The sequence below is a fragment of the Granulicella sp. S190 genome, from assembly GCF_009766095.1.
Classification (GTDB): Bacteria; Acidobacteriota; Terriglobia; order Terriglobales; family Acidobacteriaceae; genus Edaphobacter.
Map to the genome: position 1 here is coordinate 49,929 of NZ_LMUD01000009.1, position 25,461 is coordinate 75,389.

General features: G+C 58.0%; 27 protein-coding genes and 1 pseudogene. 18 read left to right on the forward strand and 10 right to left on the reverse strand.

The genetic code is table 11. The features are described from left to right. Positions 1-55 precede the first annotated feature (55 nt). The 3 genes and pseudogenes from GSQ94_RS04075 (at position 56) to trxA (ending at position 2,706) form a co-directional block, all read left to right on the forward strand. Complete coding sequence (locus tag GSQ94_RS04075; RefSeq protein ID WP_158942047.1) at positions 56-2,140, forward strand: hypothetical protein; 2,085 nt, start codon at positions 56-58, stop codon at positions 2,138-2,140. Positions 2,141-2,259: 119 nt separating this feature from the next. Next, positions 2,260-2,343: pseudogene (locus GSQ94_RS21770) on the forward strand (thiol reductase thioredoxin); the annotation flags it as partial. A gap of 15 nt (positions 2,344-2,358) precedes the next feature. Then, positions 2,359-2,706: a thioredoxin gene (gene trxA / locus GSQ94_RS04080; RefSeq protein WP_254063642.1), complete on the forward strand. Its 348-nt coding sequence runs from the start codon at positions 2,359-2,361 to the stop codon at positions 2,704-2,706. A gap of 20 nt (positions 2,707-2,726) precedes the next feature. Here trxA and GSQ94_RS04085 read toward each other — a convergent pair whose 3' ends face one another. From GSQ94_RS04085 to glyA, 4 genes are all read right to left on the reverse strand, one after another. Next, a complete protein-coding gene (locus tag GSQ94_RS04085) occupies positions 2,727-2,921 on the reverse strand; it encodes a Thivi_2564 family membrane protein (RefSeq protein WP_174240881.1) in 195 nt (64 codons plus the stop codon). A gap of 154 nt (positions 2,922-3,075) precedes the next feature. Next, a complete protein-coding gene (locus GSQ94_RS04090; RefSeq protein ID WP_158942048.1) occupies positions 3,076-3,285 on the reverse strand; it encodes a hypothetical protein in 210 nt (69 codons plus the stop codon). A gap of 169 nt (positions 3,286-3,454) precedes the next feature. After that, positions 3,455-3,943 (reverse strand): DUF4126 family protein, encoded by a 489-nt coding sequence (locus GSQ94_RS04095; protein WP_158942049.1) that lies wholly within the window; start codon positions 3,941-3,943, stop codon positions 3,455-3,457. Positions 3,944-4,117: 174 nt separating this feature from the next. Then, a complete protein-coding gene (gene glyA, locus GSQ94_RS04100) occupies positions 4,118-5,383 on the reverse strand; it encodes a serine hydroxymethyltransferase (protein WP_158942050.1) in 1,266 nt (421 codons plus the stop codon). A 758-nt stretch (positions 5,384-6,141) separates the two neighbouring features. On the opposite strand from glyA, the gene GSQ94_RS04105 reads away from it, so the two are divergent. Both GSQ94_RS04105 and GSQ94_RS04110 read left to right on the forward strand, forming a co-directional pair. Further along, positions 6,142-7,680: a glycoside hydrolase family 1 protein gene (locus GSQ94_RS04105; RefSeq protein WP_158942051.1), complete on the forward strand. Its 1,539-nt coding sequence runs from the start codon at positions 6,142-6,144 to the stop codon at positions 7,678-7,680. 67 nt (positions 7,681-7,747) lie between these two features. Next, positions 7,748-7,927: a hypothetical protein gene (locus GSQ94_RS04110; protein WP_158942052.1), complete on the forward strand. Its 180-nt coding sequence runs from the start codon at positions 7,748-7,750 to the stop codon at positions 7,925-7,927. A gap of 46 nt (positions 7,928-7,973) precedes the next feature. Here the strand turns inward: GSQ94_RS04110 and GSQ94_RS04115 are convergent, their stop codons facing one another. The 4 genes from GSQ94_RS04115 to GSQ94_RS04130 all read right to left on the reverse strand — a co-directional run bounded on the left by GSQ94_RS04115 (position 7,974) and on the right by GSQ94_RS04130 (position 11,191). After that, positions 7,974-8,405 carry a TonB family protein gene (locus GSQ94_RS04115; protein ID WP_158942053.1) on the reverse strand — a complete coding sequence of 144 codons (432 nt, stop codon included), beginning with the start codon at positions 8,403-8,405 and terminating at the stop codon, positions 7,974-7,976. A gap of 185 nt (positions 8,406-8,590) precedes the next feature. Then, positions 8,591-9,175 (reverse strand): DUF308 domain-containing protein, encoded by a 585-nt coding sequence (locus GSQ94_RS04120; protein ID WP_158942054.1) that lies wholly within the window; start codon positions 9,173-9,175, stop codon positions 8,591-8,593. Between the two features lie 72 nt (positions 9,176-9,247). Then, positions 9,248-9,829 (reverse strand): TetR/AcrR family transcriptional regulator, encoded by a 582-nt coding sequence (locus tag GSQ94_RS04125; protein WP_158942055.1) that lies wholly within the window; start codon positions 9,827-9,829, stop codon positions 9,248-9,250. Positions 9,830-9,943: 114 nt separating this feature from the next. Next, on the reverse strand, positions 9,944-11,191 hold the full coding sequence (locus tag GSQ94_RS04130; RefSeq protein ID WP_158942488.1) for a S9 family peptidase: 1,248 nt from the start codon (positions 11,189-11,191) through the stop codon (positions 9,944-9,946). Between the two features lie 388 nt (positions 11,192-11,579). Here GSQ94_RS04130 and GSQ94_RS04135 point away from each other — a divergent pair, with 388 nt between their 5' ends. Beyond that, entirely contained in the window at positions 11,580-11,858 is a 279-nt protein-coding gene (locus GSQ94_RS04135) for a hypothetical protein (RefSeq protein WP_158942056.1), read from the forward strand. Positions 11,859-11,974: 116 nt separating this feature from the next. Here the strand turns inward: GSQ94_RS04135 and GSQ94_RS04140 are convergent, their stop codons facing one another. Beyond that, positions 11,975-12,268, reverse strand: coding sequence for a hypothetical protein (locus GSQ94_RS04140; RefSeq protein ID WP_158942057.1), 294 nt, complete (start codon positions 12,266-12,268; stop codon positions 11,975-11,977). Between the two features lie 179 nt (positions 12,269-12,447). Further along, positions 12,448-13,167 carry a hypothetical protein gene (locus tag GSQ94_RS04145; protein ID WP_158942058.1) on the reverse strand — a complete coding sequence of 240 codons (720 nt, stop codon included), beginning with the start codon at positions 13,165-13,167 and terminating at the stop codon, positions 12,448-12,450. Positions 13,168-13,861: 694 nt separating this feature from the next. On the opposite strand from GSQ94_RS04145, the gene GSQ94_RS04150 reads away from it, so the two are divergent. From GSQ94_RS04150 to GSQ94_RS04200, 12 genes are all read left to right on the forward strand, one after another. After that, positions 13,862-14,356: a sigma factor-like helix-turn-helix DNA-binding protein gene (locus tag GSQ94_RS04150; RefSeq protein ID WP_158942059.1), complete on the forward strand. Its 495-nt coding sequence runs from the start codon at positions 13,862-13,864 to the stop codon at positions 14,354-14,356. Positions 14,357-14,709: 353 nt separating this feature from the next. Further along, on the forward strand, positions 14,710-15,039 hold the full coding sequence (locus GSQ94_RS04155; RefSeq protein WP_158942060.1) for a hypothetical protein: 330 nt from the start codon (positions 14,710-14,712) through the stop codon (positions 15,037-15,039). A 239-nt stretch (positions 15,040-15,278) separates the two neighbouring features. Beyond that, complete coding sequence (locus tag GSQ94_RS21265) at positions 15,279-15,722, forward strand: hypothetical protein (protein ID WP_254063643.1); 444 nt, start codon at positions 15,279-15,281, stop codon at positions 15,720-15,722. A gap of 5 nt (positions 15,723-15,727) precedes the next feature. Then, positions 15,728-15,907, forward strand: coding sequence for a hypothetical protein (locus GSQ94_RS21270; protein WP_254063644.1), 180 nt, complete (start codon positions 15,728-15,730; stop codon positions 15,905-15,907). Positions 15,908-15,995: 88 nt separating this feature from the next. Continuing rightward, positions 15,996-16,382 (forward strand): hypothetical protein, encoded by a 387-nt coding sequence (locus tag GSQ94_RS04165; protein WP_158942061.1) that lies wholly within the window; start codon positions 15,996-15,998, stop codon positions 16,380-16,382. A 60-nt stretch (positions 16,383-16,442) separates the two neighbouring features. Further along, positions 16,443-16,856: a hypothetical protein gene (locus tag GSQ94_RS04170; RefSeq protein WP_254063645.1), complete on the forward strand. Its 414-nt coding sequence runs from the start codon at positions 16,443-16,445 to the stop codon at positions 16,854-16,856. A 133-nt stretch (positions 16,857-16,989) separates the two neighbouring features. Continuing rightward, complete coding sequence (locus GSQ94_RS04175) at positions 16,990-17,961, forward strand: hypothetical protein (RefSeq protein WP_158942063.1); 972 nt, start codon at positions 16,990-16,992, stop codon at positions 17,959-17,961. A gap of 85 nt (positions 17,962-18,046) precedes the next feature. Next, a complete protein-coding gene (locus tag GSQ94_RS04180; RefSeq protein WP_158942064.1) occupies positions 18,047-18,670 on the forward strand; it encodes a hypothetical protein in 624 nt (207 codons plus the stop codon). Positions 18,671-18,674: 4 nt separating this feature from the next. After that, positions 18,675-19,106 carry a hypothetical protein gene (locus GSQ94_RS04185; protein WP_158942065.1) on the forward strand — a complete coding sequence of 144 codons (432 nt, stop codon included), beginning with the start codon at positions 18,675-18,677 and terminating at the stop codon, positions 19,104-19,106. A gap of 34 nt (positions 19,107-19,140) precedes the next feature. Beyond that, on the forward strand, positions 19,141-19,653 hold the full coding sequence (locus tag GSQ94_RS04190; protein WP_158942066.1) for a hypothetical protein: 513 nt from the start codon (positions 19,141-19,143) through the stop codon (positions 19,651-19,653). Continuing rightward, positions 19,650-20,636 carry a hypothetical protein gene (locus tag GSQ94_RS04195; protein WP_254063646.1) on the forward strand — a complete coding sequence of 329 codons (987 nt, stop codon included), beginning with the start codon at positions 19,650-19,652 and terminating at the stop codon, positions 20,634-20,636. Before GSQ94_RS04190 ends, GSQ94_RS04195 begins: the two co-directional genes overlap by 4 nt. Positions 20,637-20,772: 136 nt before the next feature. Then, positions 20,773-25,407, forward strand: coding sequence for an SGNH/GDSL hydrolase family protein (locus GSQ94_RS04200; protein ID WP_158942067.1), 4,635 nt, complete (start codon positions 20,773-20,775; stop codon positions 25,405-25,407). Positions 25,408-25,461: the final 54 nt, after the last annotated feature.

The following is a 25,461-nucleotide window of genomic DNA, read 5'->3' on the forward strand; positions in this document are numbered from 1 at the left end:
GGAGCGAGGCATATAATTTTGTCCGCGAAGCTCGAACGATGCTGGCGGAGACACGATGCGTGCAATGCGCTTTTCGATTGCAGCCTGGATAATTCTCACTAGTGCTGTCTGGGGGCAATCGGCACCGGTGTTGCCAATGCCGTCAGGCTCGCTGAATCCAACAACTCCGCCGCCTGCGATGCGGCCCGCTGAACCGGTTTCGCCATCAGCTCCGCTTTATCGCGATCTCGACATGCTTCGACGCGACGGGTTCTCTACCGCAGAGAAAGCCAGCATCTCTCTCAAAATCGTCAATAAAGACGGTACGCCTGCCGACCTGCAGCGCACCGAGTATGAGCTGCTCGTGAACGGTACGCCACGTAAAGGCCGTCTGCACGCTCCTGGCGATTCGGATGCGAAGATTCTCCTTCCTCTCGTTCTTCTAGTCTTTCCGCCTAATCAGCCCATCGTTCATTCGATCGGTGTGCGTGAAGCTATCAAATACTTCACACAGCAACCCGAGGAGCTTTTACCGTGGCGAGTTGGGATCTTCGACTCAAATGCAAAGCTAACTGCCTTCACCGACGGTAGATCTCAGCTGTTGCTTAATCTCAACCTTGTGGCGAATACAGTTGAGCCATTTGAGTATGCAGGCGATCAAATCCTTCCATCCAACCAACGATGGGATGGCAGTTGGATGACTAAGGCTGGCGAGGCTATCGCCATGATGCAGCGGTTTGACGGGCCGAAAGTCATCCTTGCAATGAACCCAGTTCGAGGGTCAATGTACGGCATGAACGATCAAATCCTTGCTTATGGCGGACCCGACGCTTTGAAAGAGATTGCCAGACATGTCGGCGCGCACATCTACATTGCTAATGTTGGAGGACCCGATGCTTTTGCCCCGTCTGGGGATGCCGCAGAGGACCGACCGGCACAGATCAATCTTCCCGGCACCAACGGCCCCAGGCTCGGCAGCGTGCCCTCCGGCAACATGCGAGTGGATCCCGCGTTCAATAATGCCTTGAATGGCGCTGCAGCCAGCAACTCCGCGATGATGCTGGCTGCACAGGACACACAAGGCGGCTTCGCTAATTCGTTGAATGATCTAGCGGCAAAGATTCATCGTGATCTTGATGGTGCGTGGTCATTAGATTTCGATATGACGCCGCATGATCGCGATCTCGGCATCCCATCCGTTGTGATCAAACCGGCGAGCCAGAGTTTCCGCGTGGCCATTATGGACGTGATTCCGGTAGGTATCGCGTCAGAGGGAGACCAGGAGACTCTGTCGAAGGCACTGGTGGATAAGGTGCGAAAGGCTACTGAGCGGCGTATCACCTCGCCGGACTTTCGCATCACTCAGCACGTCGACTACTTCCCCGTGCGCTCGGGACTGAAGCCCGTGCTGCCAATGACTTCTCTCATTGAATGGACCGGCCCGGGACGTGGCCCCGATAAGCTGTTTACTGTCGAGTCCGTGGATGATCTCACACTCTCAACCCCCGTTATGGAGCGGGCGGTCCAGGCGAGATGGGATGGGCACCGCCTCTCCTGGGAGAGGGACGGTCATCTCAATCCAGGACAGTACCTATGGCGGATCTCTGTGCACGATGGGAACGGAAGAGTCTTCGCCTCCGCCGAGGAAAAGATCGCCGTGGATATTCCCCGGCAGACGGCCATTGAATACAGCAGCCTGATCATAGGGAAATCTTGCCGCGAACAACCTGCTTCGGTAGATGGTTTGCGAAGGAGGCATACCGATACCTCTGACGATACACAACTTCACCCCACTGTTGATCCTATGCGTGCGATAGATTGCCGTATCAAGCCTGAGGCGTCAGACAGGTTTGCCTCCACCGACCGGCTTCATGCCTTTGTACGAATCTATCCTTCTGAAAAACTGGATAAACATGGGCCGGATAGCTGGACTGCGAAGTTTATTCTTCGATCCAATGTCAGTCCAATCACGGCTGAAAAGGAAACATCCTTCCGAGTGGACTCAGGCTCGGGTTATCTGGCTTACGTGGAGATGTCTTTGGACACACCGGGAATGGATCCAGGGATGTACACCTTGGACGTCGTGATGCATGGTCCGGGGATTCGCAGGGAATTGAAGGTATCCCGAGCTATCTCGATTCAGGCTGCGACTACTCCATAGCTCCTTGTTCAGGAGTCACGTTGCAAGGTTGCGAAGACTCTTTTGTATTCTCTGGATGGCCCGTCATGAGACCGAATTGGGGGATGACTCATCTAAAGAATGTAACGCCGGAGATGCCGATGCCTGTCATTCGAAGCTGCAAGCAATGTGGCCAAAAAAATCGTATTGCCGCTAATCACCTCTCTGATACTGGCCGTTGTGGCGCGTGCAAGAGCTCGTTGCCAGCTGTTGACAGCCCCCTACAGGTGGACGCCACGCTCTTCGACGAGATTATTCAAAGTTCTCGTGTCCCCGTGCTGGTGGATTTCTGGGCCGAATGGTGCGGTCCTTGCCGTGCTGCGGCTCCCGAGGTCGAACGTACCGCGAGGGAGATGGCCGGGAGTGCCATAGTGCTGAAGGTTGATACTGACAAGGAGCAGCAACTGGCTGCGCGATACCAGGTTCGCGGCATCCCTAACTTCGCAGTCTTTTCCGCAGGGAAGCTTGTGAAGCAGCAGGCTGGCGTCGTTGGGCATGATGTGATGGAGACATGGCTGCGCTCAGCCGCACTTGCGGCCTCTGCCTGAGGGAATGATAAAGGCAGGTGCTATGTGTGGTGGTGAAAGCCGAGCGGACCTAACAGACCGAAGGTCTGTAGAAGCCAGATGATGACGGCGATGATCACCACGACACGGATGATCTGCTTTATGGTTCCGTCCATCGGAATGAGGCCGATCAAATAAAGCAGTAGGCCAACAACGATCAAAGTGACGATGACGCTGATAAGCACAGGCGTGAGCATAGAGCTTCTTCCTCTTCCCTAACAGAGCTGAATAGTGTGATGCGGAAGTGCCCTGTTTTGAAGAGGTGATCACTGAGAAAAGTAGATTTACTTTCGGATAATCTCTCCGAGTCTTCTCTGGCGGTTCGCAGGAAGACAATGGCCGTTCGGATGATTACCAGTCGCGACTGTGATGTGGAATCCGTCCGCAGTCACCTTCCGTAAGGTAGCAGCGAAGAATTCCAAAGAGCACCGTAGCTCCGGCCCCTATGATCATGAAGAGGATTCCGGTAGTAATTCTTCCTGTGAAGTAGGGAAAGAGGAAGACAGCAACTCCTGCATACATCAGAATCGTCAGCACAATTCGTGTGATGTTCTTATTCATGCCTTTACCTCGGGATGCTAGTCAGAGATAGAATGACCGGCAGGTTTGAGCCCCCGTACGCGACGGTACTCGATATCCTACTCTGACAAAATTAGCTTTCGCCAGATCTTTTGCTCTTTGGAGAGATCGCAAATCTCTGCAACTGTATTGACGAAACGAGTCGACGGCACTATCCCGTAATAATGCCCAAGGCCAGAACAGCGCAGATGATCGCGCTCAAGTCTTCGGCAAGCGCCACTGGCCAGTCTTTGCCACCCAGCCACACAACGATCTCCCGCCGAATAAGAAAGCCTGCGAAGGCACCTACCAAGGCTCCCAGAACGCAAAGAATGACGGCTTCTACTCCTGATCCATCAAGGCCGGCAGCCACAATTGCACCAACTAAACCAGCGAAGATCAGCCTTGCAATCAAGGGAAAGGGTGCAGTTCGGCTGGGTGTGTTCGGCAACTTATCGCCAATGTATTCACCTAGCGCAAGGATGGTGAAGACGATTGCGGTCACGAGTTTACCGCTCCAGGCTGCCCAGCTATCGTCGACCGAAAGATGGCCCGTGTAGGCGAACCAACTGAGGACTGCCATCGCAGTCATCGTCCGAAGGCCGGTTACGAGGCCCAGCAGGGGGATGGCGATCAGCCAAGTCATCATTTGCATCGCCATGATACTTCCCTTTCCTTCGAAGGTCAGGAGACGTCCGCAGAGACATGCGCTTATAGATTCGTCTGGACGCCCTGTCGCAAGGCTTTGGGTTTGTCTTTCCCCTTAAAAACTATACTGCGAATTGCTGGCCCCGCGAACAGTGGCCATGTCGTTAGCCGGTTGATGAAAGGAAGCTTATTCGAGTCGCAGCCAACTGTACAGAGGGAACTTCTCCGCCATCTCGAGTACCTGCGAGCGAATGTTGCTCAACTTTATGGGATCTCCGCGATGCTCCAGGGATTGAGCGATCCAGCCTGCAATGAGGCGCATCTCGGGCTCTTTCATGCCTCGCGTAGTCAGTGCGGGAGTTCCGATGCGGATGCCGCTGGGCTTCATGGGAGGGTTAGTGTCGTAGGGGATGGCGTTTTTGTTGACGGTGATTCCTGCCTCTCCCAGCGCATGTTCTGCTTCGGAGCCGAGTATTCCTTTCTGGAAGACATCGATGAGCATAACGTGGGTGTCGGTACCGCCGGAGATGATGCGATAACCCTCTGCAGCTATCGCTTCCGCAAGGACCTTTGCGTTGGTGACTACCTGTTTTGCGTAGGTCGCAAACTCCGGTGCCAGAGCCTCTTTGAAGGCCACTGCTTTGGCTGCGACGATGTGAATGAGTGGGCCGCCCTGCTGGCCGGGGAAGACGCTGCGATCGACACCTGCGGCAAACTCCTGATTGCAAAGGATCATACCGGCGCGCGGGCCACGCAGGGTTTTGTGGGTGGTGGTGGTGACGATGTGGGCGTGGGGGACGGGCGAGGGATGGGCTCCACCGGCGACGAGGCCAGCGAAGTGAGCCATATCGACCATGAAGTAGGCGCCTACTTTGTCGGCGATGGCGCGCATGCGGGGAAAGTCGAACTGGCGCGGGTAGGCGCTGCCTCCACCTACGATTACCTTGGGTTTTTCGCGGATTGCGGTGGCTTCGAGTTCGTCGTAGTCAACGACTTCAGTATCTTTGCGGACTTGGTAGCCGACGATTCTGTAGAGTTTTCCTGAAAAATTGAGTTTGTGGCCGTGGGTGAGGTGACCGCCGTGGGCTAGATCGAGGCCGAGAATGCAGTCGCCGGGGCTGAGGATGGACATGTAGGCGGCGGCGTTGGCTTGCGAGCCAGAGTGGGGCTGGACATTGACGTGGTCAGCGCCGAAGAGCTGTTTGGCGCGGTCGCGGGCTATGTTTTCGACGACGTCGGCGTACTCGCAGCCGCCGTAGTAGCGCTTGCCGGGGTATCCCTCTGCGTATTTGTTGGTGAATACGGTGCCTGCGGCCTCCAAGACGGCGCGGCTAACGAAGTTTTCGGAGGCGATCATCTCGAGGCCTTCGTGCTGGCGCTTTACTTCGTTTTCAATCTGGGCGGCTATTTCGGGGTCGGAGGCGGCCAGCGTGGCATTCAGGTCGATGGGCATATGGCGCTATTTTATGTCACGGGTTTTGCAGTTTTTTTCCGGGATGGTGGTTCGGTGACGGTTTTGTGGATTTGCCGGGTTTTTGAGGGGTACTTTGGGAAAAAGAGGGTTTTCGGCATGGTGTTTTGATGGTGTGTTTGTGGTGGTGTGTGTGGCTGAGGTGGTTGCGAAACAACGTACTTTTGGGGGCTAAAAGTACGCCACAGTTTTCCACTTTATTTTGGGAATCGCCAGTTAGCGACGATGGCCTAGAACGATAAGGTTGCCCCATAAAATGCCATATTTGATGCATTCTGGCTTTGATTTCTAATTCGAACAAATAAGGTTTCCGGGCGGGCATCCATTCGTTTGCCGTTAGCGTTCTTACTATCAGCAAGCACAGAACAAGCAGCAACGGAAAGGATCACCCATGCAGACCTTCTATGTAGGAATTGCGTTCTCGATGATGGTGATTCTCCCGCTTCTTGTCGCCAAGTGGAGCGGTACGCAGCGAGATGATTTCAGCTCTTTCGCGAGCAAGGATCGGTAGAGAGCTCAGCGGGATCTAGATTTTAGAAGAGCCACGGATGGGAGACGATGAGAGTCTCCAGTTCGTGGCTTTTCTCTGTGCGTGTGTTTTTCAGGAGTTGGGATCTGCGCCAACGAACTGAATGCGATTCGCCCGGTTAGTGCGACAATCATCCGGACATCGGACATCGAACATCCAAACGACCGCCGCGAAGAGAACATGCATACAAGTCGGCATAAAGGAGAGAGACTTGAACCGTCGAGAGTTCGCAACCTGTTCTATAGCCGCCGCAGCGGGCGTCGCTCTCTCTCCCCGTTCTGGCTACGCCGCTGATACCTTTTCCACCGCCCAGATTCCCGGCAGCGTGCCAGACTCGCTCGTCAACGAAGCCCGTTTTCCCGAAGGCTTTCTCTGGGGCACTGCCACAGCTTCCTACCAAGTTGAAGGCGCATGGAACGAGGACGGCAAAGGCGAATCGATATGGGACAGATTTACCCATACGCCTGGAAAGGTAAGAGGCGGCGTGACGGGCGACGTTGCCTGCGATCAGTACCACCTGTATGCGCAAGACATCGCAATGGCCAAGCGCCTCAACCAGAAGAGTCAACGTTTTTCCATCTCCTGGCCGCGTATTCAGCCAACGGGCGTCGGTGCCCCGAACATGAAGGGGCTCGACCACTACAGCCGTTTCGTCGATGCTTTGCTTGCCGCAGGCATCCGCCCCTGGTGCACGATGTACCACTGGGATCTTCCCCAGGCACTCGAAGATCGCGGTGGCTGGCCCAATCGGGATCTGGCTAACTACTTCGCAGACTATGCGGGCATTCTCGCCAAGCATCTCGGGGATCGAATCACAGTGTGGGCACCCTTCAACATGCCCTGGGCGATAGCCTTCATGGGTTATGCCGCGGGTGCCGCGCCTCCTTGCCGAAGCAGCTTCAGCGACTTTCTGAAAGCAGCGCACACCCTGGCGCTTGCCCAGGCCGAGGCGCACCGCGCAGTGAAAGCAGCCTCTCCTCAAGCGACCTTCGGGAGCGCCTATGAGATGGCCCCCGCCTATCCCAAGACTGACTCGGAAGACGACCGCGCAGCTGCCGCTCGATACCACGCCATGAACAATGTCTTCTTCCTTGAGGCAGCCATGCATGGCCGCTACCCGAAGGCGTTCGTCGGAGAGCCGCCGTACGAGATGATGGGGTTCAAAGTGGGCGATGAAAAACTGCTTTATGCGCCGCTTGACTGGGTCGGCTTTCACTACTACACGCGACGTATTGTCGCGGATGCCAGCAAGGAGAAGTTTCTTGGCGGCGGCAACTTCAGCGGCACTGAGATTGAGAGCAACTCACCAGGCGGCCGCGATCCGTACACGCGCTTCCGTGCCGCGATGCCCACCGAGGGGCCGCTTACCGACTCCGGCCTTGAAGTATGGCCGCGTGGAATCTATGACCTCGTCACCCAGATCTCAAAAGACTACAACCACCCGATCATCGAAATCACCGAGAGTGGATGCGGGTATCTTGACAGCCCCGACGAACAGGGCCGCGTACCAGATACACGCCGCCTCCAGTGGTACCGAGAAGTGCTGGCGGAACTAGCGCGCGCCATCGCCGACGGAGCGCGAGTCCGCGCGTATCATGCCTGGACTCTCCTCGATAACTTCCAATGGGCAGAGGGTTATACCGAACGGTATGGGCTGATCTACACAGATTTTCGCAGTCAGAAGCGAACGATCAAGGACTCCGGCTTATGGTACGGGCGAGTCGCCGTGTCCAACCGACTCGACGTGTGAAGGTGATGCGGTCAGCTTCAAGTCCGGGATAGCGAAGTTGCCGCAAACTCCGTTTATCGTGGGTTGTATGAGCAAACTCGGCGGAATGACCGTCAACGAGCGTCTCTACTCGAGGAACCTAGTCGCGACCTGGGACGATGCTGTCCAGCGCAAAGATCGCGCGAAGATGATCACCCTACTTGGACAGGTCGAATTGGGCGACCAAGCCGAAGTCATTGCCGATGCCGTCCTGCAGCGCAAGACGTAGCCCAATTTCCGCAAATCCCGTTTTGCAAGAGCTAGCGCAGGGAAGGCTAGTAGGTAATCGTCGGCTTGACCGGTCGAGCTGTAAGCAGGACGTCTAAAGACGGGAGGATTTCGATCCTGGCATTGGTAGGTGCGTCCGTCTCGGTGCCGGAGATCAGATATGTATAGGTGACAGTGAAAGTGCCCGCTACCTGAGAGTCGAATTTCCATGTTCGTAGATTTTCGACTGTTGGCGATTCAAGTAGCCGCCGACCTGCAGGAGCATCAGGTTTTGGTAAGACACTAGTATTCACCACCGATCCGTTCTTGACGGTCACCTCTACGGTCACTTTGCCCGTCACATGTGCAGCCGCTGCGATCGGCGGGTATCGGGGCATCACGGCCTCTCGCAGGATCGGGGGCGCGGTCGTTGAGTTGGTCTGCCCAGGCATCTGCAGCGTGAAGAAGAAAGCAATCAAGCAGGCGATTGCGGTGCGCATCTCGCCATTCTAAAGACACTCCCGCAAAGTCGGGTTTTCGGCAACTTCGTCTGCTGATAAGCAGCTAGACCCTCGCGAATCCTTCGGTCCAAGAGTCTTCGTCCAAGGTTCGCGAGTAGATATGGAACCCCTCCGGGTAATCTCTAAAACTGGCCTGGCCATCCTTCCCAGGCCATCCTTAGCGTTCAGACGGCTGCACCAACCCCTGAGCTCCGGGACAACTTGCGGTGCATCAGGAAGCCGGCGATAAGAAAGTAAACTCCGCCAAAGACCGCGTAGCCTCCCAGATCTTTGATATGTGTCTTGTCGTGGAGCCCGCCCAGAGTGAAGGCCACACCTGCCGCAGTGGACTGTAGGCCGCTCAGGATCATTGCCCACTGCCCGCCCATCTGTTTCCTGCGAGAGATGCCGACGGCAAGTTGCGCGAGTCCGGCAGCGAAGGCCCAAGCGCCGAAGGTGACGACGGCCTGCTGAGGAGACTTGAAGGCGGTCAGGGTTATCCCGATCGCTGCGAGGATTCCCAAGGCCGCGTTGACGTATTGCGCAGTGGGCGGGCCGGAGTTGGAGCGGGCGGAAGATCTCAGGTCGTAGACGGTGCATGCGACATCCCAGAGCGGGTAGAGGATAAGGAGACCAGCGGCCAATGCAGGATTGCTGGCTGCGGTTGCGATGACGATGCCTGCCCAGAGTAGTTGGACGGCGGTGCGAGTGAAGTAGAGGTTGCGCAACGAATGCGCTTGTATCTGTTCGTTTGAAGCGGTGGTGGCCATGAGAGCTCCTTTAGCTATCTTCTAGTTGGTAGATTGAATGGTGAATGAAAACCTGGCGAGCATTGCTGCCGGCTAGGACTTACGCAGAGAGATACGTTGTAGTGCGCTGGTGGTAACGGCCTGGAAGACATCGCAGCTTCCGAGAGCACGTGCGGACAACATGGCACCGTGGACGGTCGCCATGAACGTTTGTGCCTCGTCTTCAGGGGTCCCCTGAAGTTTGAGGGTGCGCTTCTCGACACCTGCTTCGAGAGTCTGGCGGATCCATTCGCTCAAGACCAGAAAGTATTCGTGGACTTCCGCGCGCACTTCTTCGGGAAGACCTGGGAGCTCGGCTGCGAGCAGCGCGGCGATGCAGAACGGCTGGCTGTTGTCTCGAATGCATCCCTCCCAGTGCTGGACGTAGGCCTGGAGTCGCGCCAGGGGGTCGTCGGTTTTCTGTGTCAAGAACTGTGTCGCCTGCAGGAGCCCCTCTCGATGAGCTTTGAGGACGGCGACAACCAAGTTCGCCTTCGTCGGAAAGTGATGATGAATACTGGCCTTCCGAATCTGGACTGCTTCAGCGATATCGGCGTAACTGAATCCTGCGTAGCCCAGATTTGCGATCAGGGTCTTGGCGGTTTGGAGGATGCGATCTGCGGTTTCTCCTTGCATGCCTATGAGACTACCAACTAGTAGGACAGGATGCAAAGATTTTGGTGCTGATTTGTAGCGTTGCGCTTTTCGCTTCGATTCGAGGCAAGAGCACCGTTTCGTGATTACCGATTATTAGACTTTTGCGGTGATGTGCGATTTGAGGGCTGAGGCGGTTTTTGCCCGCGCGAGGTGCTTGAAGGATTTGTAGATGAAGGAGCCGAGGTACCAGCCGTCGATGTACTTGTAGGGGGTTTCGCCGGTGGTGTAGTGGCCGCAGGGCAGGACCTTGGAGACGTAGTCGATGTTGAGGGCGTTGAAGTTGGTGAGGACGTCGAGGGAGTACTTGAGCGGGAAGGTTAGGTCGTAGGTGGCGTGGACGACGAGGACCCGCTTGGGCTTTGCTGCGAAGCGGTCCATGTAGGACATGGGGCTGACGATGGAGAAGATCTCGCGGACCTGGTCCTGGGTGAGGCCGGACTGCTCGAAGGCGGCGCGGATGTGGCGGGTGCTTTGACCGGCCCAGACGACGTCTCCGAACCAGGTGGAGGCGTGGTTGAAGGCGCAGACTTGCAGGCGCTCGTCGAAGGCTGCAGCGATGAAGGCGTAGCAGCTGCCGAGGCTGGTGCCGAGGACGCCGAAGTGTTCGTAGCCTTGGGTTTCGAGCCAGTCGATGCAGCTGCGGATGTCGACTACAGCCTGACGGCAGGCTTCGGTGGTGCGGCCGACGTTGGAGCTGACGGCGTAGTCGGAGCGCTCGAGCTCTGCTGGGCGGCGGACGTCGTGGTAGGGCTTGGAGAGCCGCAGGCAGGAGATGCCGAAGCTGTTGAAGAGGGTGCAGAGGGCGTTGTGGGAGAAGGCGTCGGCGTTCCACTGGGGCATGACGATCATGGCCTGTTTCGGCTTTCCCTTTTGGGTGTCCGGATGGGCGGGGTACCAGCGGGCGTTGACGGTGTCGTTCTCCGGATAGAGGCTGCGGACCGGGGAGGTGAAGCGGAGGAAGTCGGCCTCTTCGATCTCTCCGGTTTCGGCCTGGCGGCGGAGCTCGGCGTCCTGCTCGAGGGTTTCGGGGCGGACGTTGGTGGGGTAGAGCTGGGGATGGCGGCGCTCGAGGCGGAAGTCGTTGGGGGTTTGGTAGCCAAAGAACTCGTCGGCACGGGCGACGATGTCGCGGTTAACGGCGATCATGCGGTCGTAGCTGTCGGCCACGGGCGCGTCGGTGAGGTGCTGGTCTGGATTCGGGTCGGCGGAGGCAGCGAGGGGGCTGAAGTCTTTGAGCCAGTCAAAGCCCCACTCGAGGGGGCGAACGATTCGGTTGGTGTCGCGAGTGGTGAGCGCGGTCTCCCACGCATACATCCACTTCGCATAGAGCTTTGAGAACATTATGTACAAGTTTAGCAAGTTGGACGATATCCTCCTGCAGGTGGCATCGCCGTCGTGGGCTGGGCTCAGAAGATGACGGCTCGCGAGGTTTCGGTGGCGGCAGGCCCTAGGACGGATCGGAACCACTGTCTGTCGTGCTCCCAACCTGCTCCCAACCATCCACAAGGAGTGCTTTGGAGTGCCCAGAAGTGGAAAAGATTTGCCACTTTTGGGGGTTTGATTGGGGAATCGACGAGTGAAGGGAAATATTTTCTTAGTGGCGGCGTTGAAAACAAGGAGGCTAGTCGTTTGGGACGACTGGCAGCCGACTTGCTTCTATGCAAAACGTAGCATATCGACTGAAAAGTACATCTAACAAGACGTATATCAAGAGAAGAGGAGGCAACCCATGGCGGCAATCACACTTTATACATGCCTTTGCGGAGTGCAGAAGAAGACGAGTAATCACTGGGTGTTGGCGAAGGTTAGTTCGCATGGCGTGACGTTTATGCCGTGGGACGCGGAACTGGCGCGGAGCCGGGATATCGTCGTGCTTTGCGGCGAAGGCTGCGCGGCGTCGATGCTGAGCCGCTCGCTGGGCGACTGGAAGAAGCCTGCAGTTGGCGTTACGTTGGTGGGATCGATCACCGATATCAGCGCAGAAGAGTACGAACTGGCAGTAGCGTAAGGCTGGCGCTCCCCACAGGGCCGAACGAGGCGTTTCTGTGGGAATGCGGCTCTGAGATGGGGCTCGGAGCAGGATGCGTTTGAGTGTGTTCCTATGGGAGACGCCCAGGCTAAGACTTATGGGGTGGTGGGCGTGACGCTTTCGACGATGACGCCTTCGGTTTCGAAGTGAGTGACGCGGTGGTTGGTGCTGTGGCCCATGTGGATGGCCTTTTTTAGAAGAGTGATGAGGGGACGAGAGGACTCCGGGAACCAGCGGTCGGAGGATTGGTCCCAGTCGACGGCGAGGTTATAGGTGGCGTCGCACTTGGGGCAGGTGAGAGGCGTTTCGAGCCAGCGCTGGAAGGAGCCTGTGGTGAGCTTGCGGACCGGGTCGGTGCCGGAGCGGATGGCTGCTATGCGGAGGTTCATCGTCTAAGGACAGCGTAGCATTTTGGGTTGGGTGGGTGGGGTTGTAATGGCAAGGACGACAACTGCAGATCCCTACGGGATGACAACCAAAAGGACAGGCAACGGCAACGGCGTGCTGCGCGCACGGCACGATCTGCCATCGAGGCTGACGCGCCTACGGCGCCTTTTGTGCTGCTGGTTTAAAGTTCGGAGAAGACCAGGCAGATGCGGCCTACCAGGTAGTCGGCTGGCGACTCGTGGGTTGCCAGGGGTAGGAGCTGCACCGGGAAGTTGCGCGAGTAAGGGCGAAGGATAAGGCGGCCTTCGTCGAAGTCTACGAAGCGCAGCAGGAGCGCGGCACCGCAGCGGACGGCGTAGAGCGTGGGCTGATGGGCACGATAGGGTGCGAGCGAGTTGTAGTGACGGTCGAGGACGGCGATGGATCCGGGCGAGAGGACTGGATCCATGGCGGCGGACTGCTGTGCGTCGGCACGGATGGCGAGGAAGCGCTGCCAGCGGGCGTGTTTGGGAGAGGGGCGGGCGCGGTTGTCGTGCAGGCGAGAGGCAGAGACCTGAATAGTTTCGATGATGGCAGAGGGAAGGACGTGCGCATCGTCCATGGCGGAGGAGGGAGAGACGACGGGAATGATCTCTACGGGGTCGCTGTTTTCGGTGGGTCTGGGAGCGGGGATGGAAGCGGAGATCTCCAGGGGAAGGATCTGCTCGATGGAGAGTTTTTGCGAGGCGAGGACGCGGTCGAGACCTTCGAGGGAGAGAGCACGTTTCCGGTTGAGGAAGTTGGAGATGTGAGCCTGCTGAAAGCCTGCCTGATGGGCGAGACGGCTGCCGGTAAGGAGGCCTCGATCGATGCGTCGTTGGAGTTCGAGTCGTAGAAGTTCGTGGAGGTCTTGGAAGTTCATGATGGAGGGTATCTCTCGGCGAACATATCATTGGGCATGGCGAATATAAAGCGAAATATTCGCTTAGTGCAACAAGTTTCAGGGGCAACATACTGCTAACGAGGGATATACGCGAATAGATTTCCTGAGGAAAAATTGGCGTTGACAGAGGTTTTGTCGAAAGCTATAACCTTGAGACTTTCCCAATACGGAAATCGAAACGGAGAGGGCGGCTGGTGGAGCTTCTTGCGAAGGCGACCGGGCCAAGTCCGCTTTGGAGACGTGGGGAGGGTGAAACAGGGTGATGGATTTTTCCCAAGGTGCACACCACATCGATGCAACCGAAGAGGAGGGTTGTCGCCTAACCGACGGAGCCAGGAGAGCGAAGCGGAGAGGTGAACGGCACTCCATAGCAACCTAAGCGAGCCCACTCGACTATTGAAAAACTCGAGGCTCGCCGGGGGATGAGTACGCCTTGAAAGGGAACAAAAGTGAACTACTTGCGCGTTGATTTGAAAGTATGTGAAGGGTGCGGGGCGCTTTGGCTCCGTGCGGGCTCTGATGGTGTGTACTGCCGGGGATGCGCCGGGCGACTGGCGGAGTTTCCGGCACCGCGAGGCAAGCGTGCTGGAGGCAGGAAGCGCCAGCGGGTGTTGAGCGGGAGTATTCGCAGCGCAGGATGCACCGCAGCGGCAGGAGTAGCTGGAGGTGCGCGATGAGTGCAGCTCTGATGATTCTGCCGGTGGTGTGGGCTACGGCTTCGCCTTCGCGAGTGAAGACGCGGCCAGAGGAGATGGAACCGAAGACGACGGCTCCGGAGCTGGCGTTCTACCGAAAGTATACGGAGGGGATGCTGCGACGGTATGTGAGGCTGTCGATGGAGGCGGGAAGAGCGCCCTCGTTACTTGGCCGCGAGATGTTTCGCGGAAGGGTGACGAGCTACCGAGTGCACAGCTTTGAAGATGTGGTGATCTTCGTGCATGACGTGGAGGCATGTCTGAAGAGACTGAACGAAGGACAACAACACCTGATTCGACGGATTGCGCTGCAGGAGTTTACGCAGGCGGAGACGGCGGGTCTGCTGGGGTTGAGCCTGAGGTCGGTGCATCGAAGGTATGCGAATGCGCTGGATCAGCTGACGGAGATCTTTCTGGAGCGGAAGCTGCTGGAACCTTTGAAGGCGTGTCAAGAGGCTGGCGCTGTTCTGTAACCCGTAACCCTTTGTTTCAATTGCTGTTCTTTCTGTCTTGAGGTTGGCGTAGGAGTTATGCGCCAAATGCTACTCTGGAAAGGTACTAAGAATGAAGCGGGAGAGCACCTAGCGGCTGCTCTCCCGTTTGCTTTTGCGGGGGATGTTGGCGCCGATTCCTGATCTGTGGAAGATGTTGTCAAGGGGTGAAGGATCGTTGGAATAGGGTAAGTGATTGTTTCGAAGGCGATTGTTTGTGTTGGGAAGTTGGCGTATGAGTTATGGGCCAACTGCTATTCTGGAAAGGTAGTAAAGAACAGAGACGGGAGAGCGCCTAACGGCTGCTCTCCCGTTTGCTTTTGGGAGGAGACCAGGTGGAACGGAAGCGGGTGGCTGGAAGGTTTGTGCGGCAGGGGCTGGATGGGAGTGGTTCAGCGGGTGAGAGTGCGGATGCGAAGACGGTGGGGGCGAAGAGTCCGCGGCCGAAGTTCTGCAGAACGTTTACGCGGGCCCGGGTAGCGGAGGCGCTGCCTGAGATTGTGGAGCGGTTTGTAGAGGAGGCCAAGAAGGGCAGCATCGCCCATGCAAAGATGTTGGCGAATCTGGGTGGCCTGGATAAAGGCGAGCTGCCGGATACGAAGCGACGCGGAAAGAGCGTGGTGGGCAAGCTGCTGGAGAAGCTGACCCGGGAGCCGGAGCAATAAGAGTGGCAGAGTATGGCGACTCATCGTCTTCCTTTGAACCAAGGTTTTTATTTGTAACTGATATGGATCGGTTTGATTGCAGGTTTGTAACTGCTTTAGATCGGAAGAGAGCCTTCGGGATAGTGTGGCGTGCGGCCTGCCGGATGTGCCGGTTGAGAAAAAAGGCAACCGCGCATGTCTGCGGGGCGACGGCGGAGTCGTGATCGTTGAACGAACTTTACAAACATGGAGGAGGTGCAATGGGTCACTCAGAAGGGCTTCATCGGCGCAGTGCCGGGCTTGCTGGATTGCCGGGGACGGGCAGACCGGCGGTTTTGCGAGGCGCGGCTGGACTGGAGATGCGGGCAATGGCGGTGGAGTTTCCGGTGGTGCATGGACATCCGAACCGGCTGCCGTTTGAAGGCGTGTTGACGCTGGTAGATGTGGCGAGCGATAAGGCTCCGAGCGGTGCGAAGGGGCATCGGGTGGTGCTGACGCGGGCGGCGGCAGAGGCGGCGCTGCCGAGTCTGCTGGGGATGGCGGTCGACTACAAAGCCGGGTGGGATGGCCATGATGCGCGGCAGAAGTGCGGCATCATTACGGCGGCTGAGGTGGATGGAAAGAAGCTGACGGTGCCGGATACCTGTTTGCCCGGGACTTTCCGGAGATGGAGGGAAAGATTCAGGGAGCAGGGCAGGAGCTGATGGGGATGAGCTACGAGCTGGCGGATGCGCATGTGGCCGATATGCGGGCGCAGGTTTGGACGCTGACGAGGGCGACCTTTACCGGAGCTGCGATTTTGCTGCGGGAGAAGGCTGCGTACCGGAGCACTAGCTTTCGGGTGAAGCGTGCGACTGTGGAGCGGTGCCGGGTGGCTGTGGCTCGGTAAGTATTGGAAAGAACTGCGTGCTGCGCGCACGGCGCGATCTGCCATCGAGGCTGACGCGCCTTCGGCGCTTAATGGAAATGGGGGAACGATGAGTTTTGTGAGTGTGATGGAGACGATCGGGAAGGGTTTTGCAAAGGGGCTGAAGTGGGCGGTGGAGTATGCGGTTCCGGTGGAGAAGCTGGTTGGGCTTCTGTTCCCGGCAGCGGCTCCGGTTGTGAACGAGGTGGCCGACGCCACTTCGTTGATTCAGACGGCGGTGCTACTGGTGGAGCAGAAGTACGCGGCCTCGGGAGCACAGAATAATACTGGCGCCCAGAAGCTTTCGGAGGTGCTGCTGCTGACGGAACAGTCAGTGACCGCGTTGCTGGTGAAAGCTGGCATCCCTGCCGATAGCACGTACGTCGCGAATATTATCTCTGCCGTGGTTGCCATTTTGAATGTGCAGAACGGGCAAAGCCCAGCTGCTGCGGCCTAACCCAGCTCCTTGGGTCGACTGATTACAACGAAGAGAAAGTGAGGGAGCATGGAGATCGAGATGAAGGATGAGCTTGGAAGCACAATGGAACGTTTGGCTGCGGCGGCTGGCTTACTGGAGTTGGCAGTAGAGCGGTTGACACAACGGCAGAGCGATTTTGCTTTGGATGCCGAGGCGTCGATCGGCCGCATTGTTGCTACGGTCGAAAGGCAGCGAGAGGCAGAGCTGGAGGAGAAGCTTGCAGCGGCTGAGGCGCAGATTGCCCAGTTGAAGGCTGCGGCAGCATCTGTGCCTTCTGAGGTTACAAATGGAAGAAAGACTCTTCCTGCGGCGATGGCGAACCTGCTGGCCAAGCAGGGCTTGACCGTGGACACCGTAGAGGCTGGTGGCGTGGATGCTGCACTCGCGAATCTGAGCATTGAGCAGCGGATCGCAGTGAAGGCTCAGCTGATGCGGGCTGGATTGCTGGGTTAAGACAGGCAACAGCAAGTGCGTGCCGCGCGCACGGCGCGATCTGCCATCGAGGCTGACGCGCCTTCGGCGCCGGTAGTGAAGTTTTAGACAGGTGCGGCTTCGGCTGCACCTTTTGTTTTTGAAAGGGAGAAAGATGAACGCGAAGTTTACCGATATTCATGGCGCTGCGGACTACATTGGACCTGGCGCGATTGAAGTTCCGTTGTATCAGACCGAGATTTTAGACCGTGTGAGACGTCGTGGGATCTTCGGACAGCGCATTAAACAGGTTCCGGCGACAGGGCATCCTTCCCGTTACTTTGAAGAGACTGCCATTCCGTCTCCTGCGGCTGCCACCGGGTTTGTGGATCCACGCAATATCATCGCTCCATTGGTCAACCCTACACGGGTAGAGAACAGCGTTCCGTTGAAGGCACTGGTTGCGCAGATCAACTACAACCTGTTCGATATGGAGCTTGGCCGGCAGCAGAGCCAGTTCGCTTATCTGCAGGCGAAGGACCTGGCCGATACCGTGGACGGCGTTCTGCGTACGCATGACGTCGCTCTTTGGAACGGCACAGACACCAGCCTGAGCTCGCCTACGACTGCGCAGTACTATGGCACGGGCGCGCAGATCGCCGCGGGCGGCAATACGGTTTCGATCGGGACCAACCAGAGCATCGTCGATGGCCTGAAGTCGACTATTGCCCAGATGGTTTCGAACAGCTCGTTTGGCGTTCGTCCTACTGCTATTTATGCGAATCCTGTTTTGCTCGATCTGATCGATCGCGAGATGAAGACCGAGTTCAACGTCGTGCTGAATACGCGCGAGATCGAGGCCGGCTTTACGGTGAAGACGCTTTCGACACAGGCGGGAGATATTCCGCTGATTCCGGAGTGGACGTTGAGCTATACCGGAACTCCCGGCTCGGGTTCGGCGGTGCTCCCGGCTTACATCGTGACCGAAGACCTGATTGAGTATCACTGGTTGAGCGATCCGAATCCTCGCATCTTCCAACTTGGTGTACCAGGCTCGCTGGCTTCGCAGTATGTTGTAGTGAAGTTTGGCGGCGTGGTGGTGAAGGGCGCGAGCTATGCGCACTACCAGGTTCTGGTTGACCGCTAGAGACGGGTACTTTGTTTTAGTGGTTTGTTTTACGGGGGCCGGTGCTTTTGTGCCGGTCCCTGTTGCTTATTTAGAGGAGGGTGCGATGGGCTATTTGTTGCCGACGGAGTATGTGCAGTATGGTCTGACGGCAGAGACTACGGATGACTGGGTGACGATGGCCTCTGCGCTGATGGAGGCGTATTGCCGGCGGCCGAGCCTGCTGGCTACCCAGTATGTGGAACGGATGCGGCTGACGGCCGGCGCGCAGACGGTGCGGTTGAGCTATCGTCCGTTGGCGGCTGCGGTGGGGGCGGCTGCGACGCTAGTGGGCGTTCGTGTTCGATTTGCGAGGCCTCGACGGGGTGAGCTGTCTGACACATTTCGCGAGGAGGTTGCGTGGGCTTTCAGCGTGCCGGGAAGCTGGAGTGCGCTGGATGTGACCACGGTGGATGTGAATGAGACGACCGCGGAGCTGACGTTTCCCAGGAACTTTCTTGGGCTCGATTACAACGAGGTGGAGGTGACTTACACGTCTGGCCTTGTGACTGTGCCCGATGCGGTGAAGGTGGCTTGCGTACAGATTGTGAAGAACGCACAGGCGACACCGGCAATGAATGTTAAGTCGAGCAAGATGGACACGATGCAGATGCAGTATTTCAGCGGATCGCTGATTGACCCGCAGGTACAGATGCTACTGAAGCCCTACGTGGCAGAGAGGCTGGGGTGAGGCGATGGGGGAGTTGCGAGATGCGGCGATCATAGCGCAGCGGGCAGCGGATGTGTTGTTGCGATGCAGTGGAGGGAGGTCCGTATTACTGCGGATGCCAGCGCCAGCCAGTGCGGGGGATGAGACGGAGCAACTGGGGCTGGCGGTGCCAACGTTCCAGGATGTGACGCTTGAGCCGGTGGTCTTCAGGAAGGCACGGGCTACAGTCTCTGCGGGTAAAGCAACCACGAGCGAGCTGATGGTTTCGGCTACGGCGGTGAATCTGCTGGTGGGATCGATGGGGCATTCGGCTGCGAATGTCTTGTTTGCGACGGCGTTTGGGGTGTTGATCGATGGTGTGCTGATGGAGATTGAGTCGGCCTCGGAGTCCGAGGTTGGGGGCACGACTTATGTCTACCGACTGGTGCTGCGGGCTCCGTTGGCGTTGATGGTTTAGCTGCAGCAAATGCTACTGGAGAGGTTACAGATTTATGCAGAATGCCAGAGATACGTTTTATGTCACGCTGCGAGACAAGCTGGCGGCGGTGAATCCAGCACGAACGATCGTGCTGCGTGGGGTGGTGCGGCCTGGCGTGCTGGTGGAGGAGAACGAGCTGGCTTCTGCGGCTGTGCCGGTCGATGCGTTTTGCCTGCGCTGGACAGCACTTACAGTTGCTGTGCAGAGTGCGCTGCCGCTGGTGACGATGATCTGTGAGATCAGCTATGCGACCGATGGAAGCTCCGGGAATGGGGGAATGGACCGGGGGCGATTGCTGTCCGCGATGGATGCGGAGCTGGTGGCTGCTGTGAGCGCGGCTCCGCAGACGGTGACGAAGATGGATTATGTTGGCGCGGCGGGCGGCTCTGGACTGGCACCGGTGGCGATGGGAACGAATGTGTTTTGGGGAGATACTGCGTTTGGAGCCACGGTGGTGAACGGAGAGCGATTGGAACGGGTGGCCACGGTTGAGGTGTTTTGCTACCAGGAAGCGGGTGAGCTGTGAGTACGACGGTGAGTTCGGTTGGGCTCGTGGGGGCAGTGGCACCGGTGACGCGGAGGGTGAGGGCTTACTTCGCTCCGGTGAATCGTGCGGCGGGTCTGCCTACTTTGTTCGATGCGGCACAGGCTGGGACGTTTGCGTTGAGTGCGCCGCCTGCGCCTTGGGTTGATCTGGGTTGGTGCTCGCATTTTGCACGGAAGAGCGCTACTAAGATTGGCGCGTTGACGACGGGTGCTCCAGCGATAGCGCAGAGCCAGGTGGTGACGCAGGTAGAGGCGACGGTGCAGCTTGAGTTTGATAGCTGGGGGAAGCTGCAGATGGCGCTAGCGGCGGGGTCGCAGCAGATGAACCTGCTGCAGACGGCAAATGGAGCGGCGGCGAATGGGAGCGGAGGAGTGGCAGCGAAGGCGGTTCCGCTGGTGGCGGGATCGACGGCTAGCTCGCTGAGCGTGGGGGCGACGGCGGCGGCGCAGTTCCGGGTGGGGGAGCTGATCGCCGTCGATGAAGATTATGTGGCGCAGACGGGGTTTGTGGGTAGTGGCGTGAGCGCAGCATATGTGAGTTCGCCGGCTTCGGTGGGGAATGATATTAACTACGTTCGCCGAGTGACGCTGAATGTGGGCAGGGTGGTGGGGATTGCGGGTGGCGTGCTGGAATTGGGTGCGCCGCTGCTGGCCGGATCTCCGCCTTCGGGGATGCAGGTGAGCCCGCTGATGGGGTTTGTGGATCGCGAGGGCGGAGGGTTTTTTCAGGAGTGGTCTGCACTGTTTGTGATGGATGGGGAGCAGGGAGATCGGGTGATCTATCACTATCCGCGTCTGCAGGCGATGCAGGGTTCGGCCGAGACGGTGGAGACGCTGGCAGGCCCGCTGGAAAAGGTAAAGCTGGCGGGGGCGTTTCGCGCGCTACCGGTGAAGGACGCCAACGACGGCGAGACGGTTTTGTGCTTTCGCAGCTATCTGCCGGGTGCGATGCGGGCTATTTAGCAACGTCCGAGGTACTACACGGCAAGAGCGCGAGAGCAACGCGATGGCGAATCGCGTGGACGCACCGTATTTGCCGCTGTCTTGCCACTAACGACTGAATAGGAACGACCAGGGAATAGGAACGAGGAGAACAACGATGCATTGGAAGCCTAAGGGATGGACGCTGATCGGGATGCTGTTGCTGGCAGTTCCGGGCGTGATAACCGGGATCAGAGTGGCTACGGCGGCACAGGCGACGACGCCCAACACAATTGGTACTACGCAGGTTATAGATACGGTCTTTCGTGGAGACGGGACACTGGCGAATGGAAGCGTGATTGTAAGCTGGCAGGCGTTTACTGCTGCGAGCGGCCAGGCAGTGCCAAGCGGGACGACCTCGGCGACGATTGCGAATGGAGCATTGAGCCTTGCGCTGGTGCCGAACGCAGGGTCCACGCCGATAGGAACCTACTATACGGCGGTGTATCACCTGGATGATGGGAGCGTGAGCCGGGAGTTCTGGGTGGTCCCGGTAAGCCAGGCCCCGGTGCAGGTGAGCACGATCAAGAGCACAGTGCTTCCGACTTCGGTGGCGATGCAGACGGTGAGCAAGAGCTATGTGGATACAGCAATTGCAGCAGCGGTGACGGGGCATCCGCTCGACAGCTCGAACCCCTTTGTGGAGAAGACCGGGGACACGATGACCGGACCGCTGGTACTTCCCGGCGATCCGACAAGCGCGAACCAGGCCGCGGACAAACACTATGTGGATATAAACGTGGCCGGGATTACGGCAGGGTTAGGACAGAAGGTTTCGACTTTGCCGGCGGCGACGCAGGTTGTGGCGCAGCCTGTGGGGACGCAGTTGCAGGTGAACAATCTGAACGGCGACGAGTATGCGAGTCAATATGTGAACGGGCTGGGAAGCAACGGCATTGCGAATGCGGTGACTAGTCCGGATTGCGGAAGTGGATGCAATGTGAAGGTGGAGCGCAGTTATCCTGTAGGCGAGAACTACTCTTCACCTAGCTGGAACAGCGGTACGGGTGGGACGCATGTGGAGGATGACAGGAACGGTCAGCGGCGCGATACGTACCTGAACCCTACCACTTCGATAGCAGGTGGAGAGGACGCGGGCCAGGTGATCGATGTGACATCGACTCGGAGCTCCGCGGCCGAGGTAGCGGCGGGAGGTTCGAGCGATCCGAATTCGTATGGCCTGGCAATTCATCATCAAGCGCTGACGGGCGGCTCGAACCTGTTTGCGCAATCGCTGGGGAGTGTTCCGTATTTCAAGACCAACTACGATGCGCTTACGGTAACTGGGACTTACAACACGCTGGGTCAGCATGCCCTGGATGCCCAGACGATCAACTGCTATGGGGTCGGCGATTGCCTGGTGGGATCGCAGGCCATTATTTCGTCGGGAGGGTTTCGCGACTCTGCGGATGAAGGCGCGCATCCTTACGATATTCAGATTCTGGAGGACGCGAATGTCTTTCAGGGAACGTGCGCGACCGGCTGCACACCTGGGTCGACGGTGGTGATGGTGTCGGCGACTTCCGCTGGGGGAACGCAGGGTGAGGGGCGGTATCTGATCGACAAGAACCCGCAGAAGACGATTACGAGCGGGGTGTTGACGGGTATAACCAGCCAGGGAAGCGGCCCTGTACCAGGAGCGGGCGCAACGTTCTCCGGGACGAATTTTCCAGTGAGCGTGTTTCTGGCGACGGCGCAGCTGATTCCTTCGCAGTCAAACAATACTGCTCCTGGCACGGTTACAGTACCGATTGCCACAAGCGGCGTGATCGCAGGATTTGCGACGAGCACGGCGGCGATTCCAAGTCCGACGGGTGTGGCTTGCATCACGGATCAACCATTCAGCACGGCGCCGCATGACTATGAGATGGCGAACTACACGGTGGTGGATGGGACTCATCTGCAGATGACGTTGAACAAGCCGCACCAGACAGGCGCAACGATAGCCTTCGGCGGATTGTGCGGCTATGGGTTGGAGCAGACGGTCGATACCGCGAGTGGAATCAGGCAGGTGTTTCCGGTGATCGGATCCTACTCGAGCACGGGTCTCTACTATGCGGGCGGGCTGACTGAGATCGTAGGCAGGCAGGGAAGCAATAGCGCGTATGTGAATGTATCGATGCAGATCGCCGCGATTGCACGGAGCAATGGCCTGGTGACAGTGACGACAGCGGGGTCGATGCCGGTGGATGTGAACGGGCTGACGATGACTGTGTCGGGTGTGGCGGACCAGAGCTACAACGGAACGTTTACGGTGACCACCACGGCGACGAACACGCTGACCTACGCGCAGGCCGGCGCAAACAGCACAAGCACAGGAGGAGCTGTAGCCAAGCTTACCGGCGGGTACGTGTTGTACCCGATGGCTGAGGTGTTGGGAGTGTTCGATACGGCTACTAAGAGCGTCGATGGGCAGATAACCCTGGCGCCGAATACGGTGCCGTGGTCGGCGAACGATGCACTGGAGGAGCCGCATTACTATCAGCAGAATGTTGCAGCAGATGTCTCCTTTGTGGAGCAGACGATGCCGCGGCCGACAAACTCTGTGACAGCCGGTGTGGAGTATGAATCAAACGTCGGGCCGGGCATTACTGGATGGAGTGTGACCAACGGCGCGCCGATGTCTAGCTACTTTGGCAACGGAGGAACTCATACGCCTCCCTTTGCCGGGTTGCGGGTTCTCGGGATATGGCAGAGCTCGATGGATTTGCAGGCGGGCGAGCAGAGCGTGTTTTCCGTGCATTGCAACTCTCGTGGGTGTGGACGATGGAACTCCGGCTACGATCTGTTTGACCTGGACAGCGTTGACTCCATTGATAAGGTTTCGTTTCAACCGACGACGGACGTACTCCAGATGACCATGAACGGCGCCGCGTATCAGTTCAGTCCGCAGGCGTTTACTGCGGGTACGATCAACGCAGGGACTGTGAATGCGACGACCCTGAATGGAAGTGTAGCGGCGGCGCAGCTTCCGTTGTTTGGAGCCTCAGGGGCTGGACATGCCCGTGGTGCAGTTCCTGATCCCGGCACGACGGCGGGAACGACGCGTTATTTACGCGAAGATGGGAGCTGGTCTGTACCGGCGGGAGCGGGAGCAGCGTCGACTGGGGCTGGAGTGTCTGGTGGCGCGGCGGCGATTGCCGGGGCGACGGCAGACTACAACTTCCTGGAAGGCTCAGGCACGATCGTTACCGACCACAGCGGCAGTGGCAATAACGGCACGCTGGGCGCCGGGGCACTTGCTCCGAACTGGACTTCAGGCGGACTTACCTTCAGTGGACAGGAGCAGGTGGCTTTGCCGGCTGCGCTGAACAGCTCGGAGACGTTCGTGATGGGAGTGTATTTGCAGCCGATCGGTACGTCGGTTCCGGCGAACTCGTTTCCCATGCTGGTGGGTTCGAGCCTGGGCGGTAACGGCCTCAACCTTCTCTACGACTATGAGAACCAAGGGCGCCTCTCGCAGGACACTTATATTCTGGCACCCAGCATCTATGGACAGAATGCTGTGTTTACAGGGGTGAAGAATTTTGTGTCGGGGTTCCATGTCCTGACCTATGTCCTGGGTACTCCTGGGGCTTCCGTCGATCGCATCTATATCGATGGAGTGGAGGCTAGCTCGTATGACATCTTTCACTTCAGCTCTGCAGGTCTTCAGACGTCAGGAAATCTGTTTCTCGGATCCAGTGACACCGGCATCTTTGGGACATCGGGGCTGACGGGTACGTTTTACCGGATGGTGACCTTCCCTACGAACACGATGAGCGCATCGCAGATCCAGCAGATCAGCAACCAGATTACGAATGATGTGGCGAGTAGAGGAGTGAGTACTTCGCCTGCTGCAGTCTCGCAAGGGGTTCCGACGCTGCATTGCATTGGCGATTCGATCACGGCAGGATTGGGAACATCAAATCCCTACTGCTCCCTGTTGAGCCTGACGAATCAACCTGCCTACAACGTCGTCAACTGGGGGATTGTCGGGGTTACGCTGCAGGCTGTGGTGGGGTCGGAGAAGAACAGGGTGGGGCAGCTTTGTGAGGCGACGCAAGGGCCCAGCGTTGCGATTGTCTTTCTAGGCACGAACGATCTTCTGAATCCGTTACAGAGTGCAGCGTCGCTGGCTCCAAACCTGGCAGGAGAGGTGCAGACGCTGAAGAGCGCCGGATGCCGCGTGTTCGTTGGAACGATGCTTTCACGTTCAGGCAATGACGGAGCAGGCGGATCGTACGATGCGGCAAAGGACGCTTACGACTCGCTGATTCTGACTAACGGAAAGGCCTATGGTGCTGATGGCGTCATCGACTTCGCGGCGAATCCGCTGCTGGGTGCAGATGGAGCGACGAGCAATACGACGTACTTCCAAAGCGACGCGATTCATCCGACGCAGGCTGGCCAGCAATTGCTCGCCAATGCTGCAAGCAATACGCTGAACTATTACTTCGGATTCAACCAGGCGAATCCTCACGTGGTGACTGCAAGCAGCTACACGATGCAGGCCGGAGATGGTTATGTGACTGCGAGCCCGACGGCGAACCAGACACTGACGCTGCCTGACTGCACGGGGCAGAGCGGCGCGCTGTATACGGTGACGAACCTGCAGTCCACCTTTACGGTGGGTGTGCTGGCGGGGAGTTCGTCGCAGCTGATCAACGGATTGAGCGTAGGGACGGCGGTTACGGTGCCTGCGAATGGGTCATTGACGCTGCGGGACGTTCCGAATGCCAAGACGATCTCTGGATGTCACTGGGAGAGGTAACTGGCGGTGGGCAGGGCGCAGCTTCGTTATGAGGACGGGCTGCGTCCTGCGGCT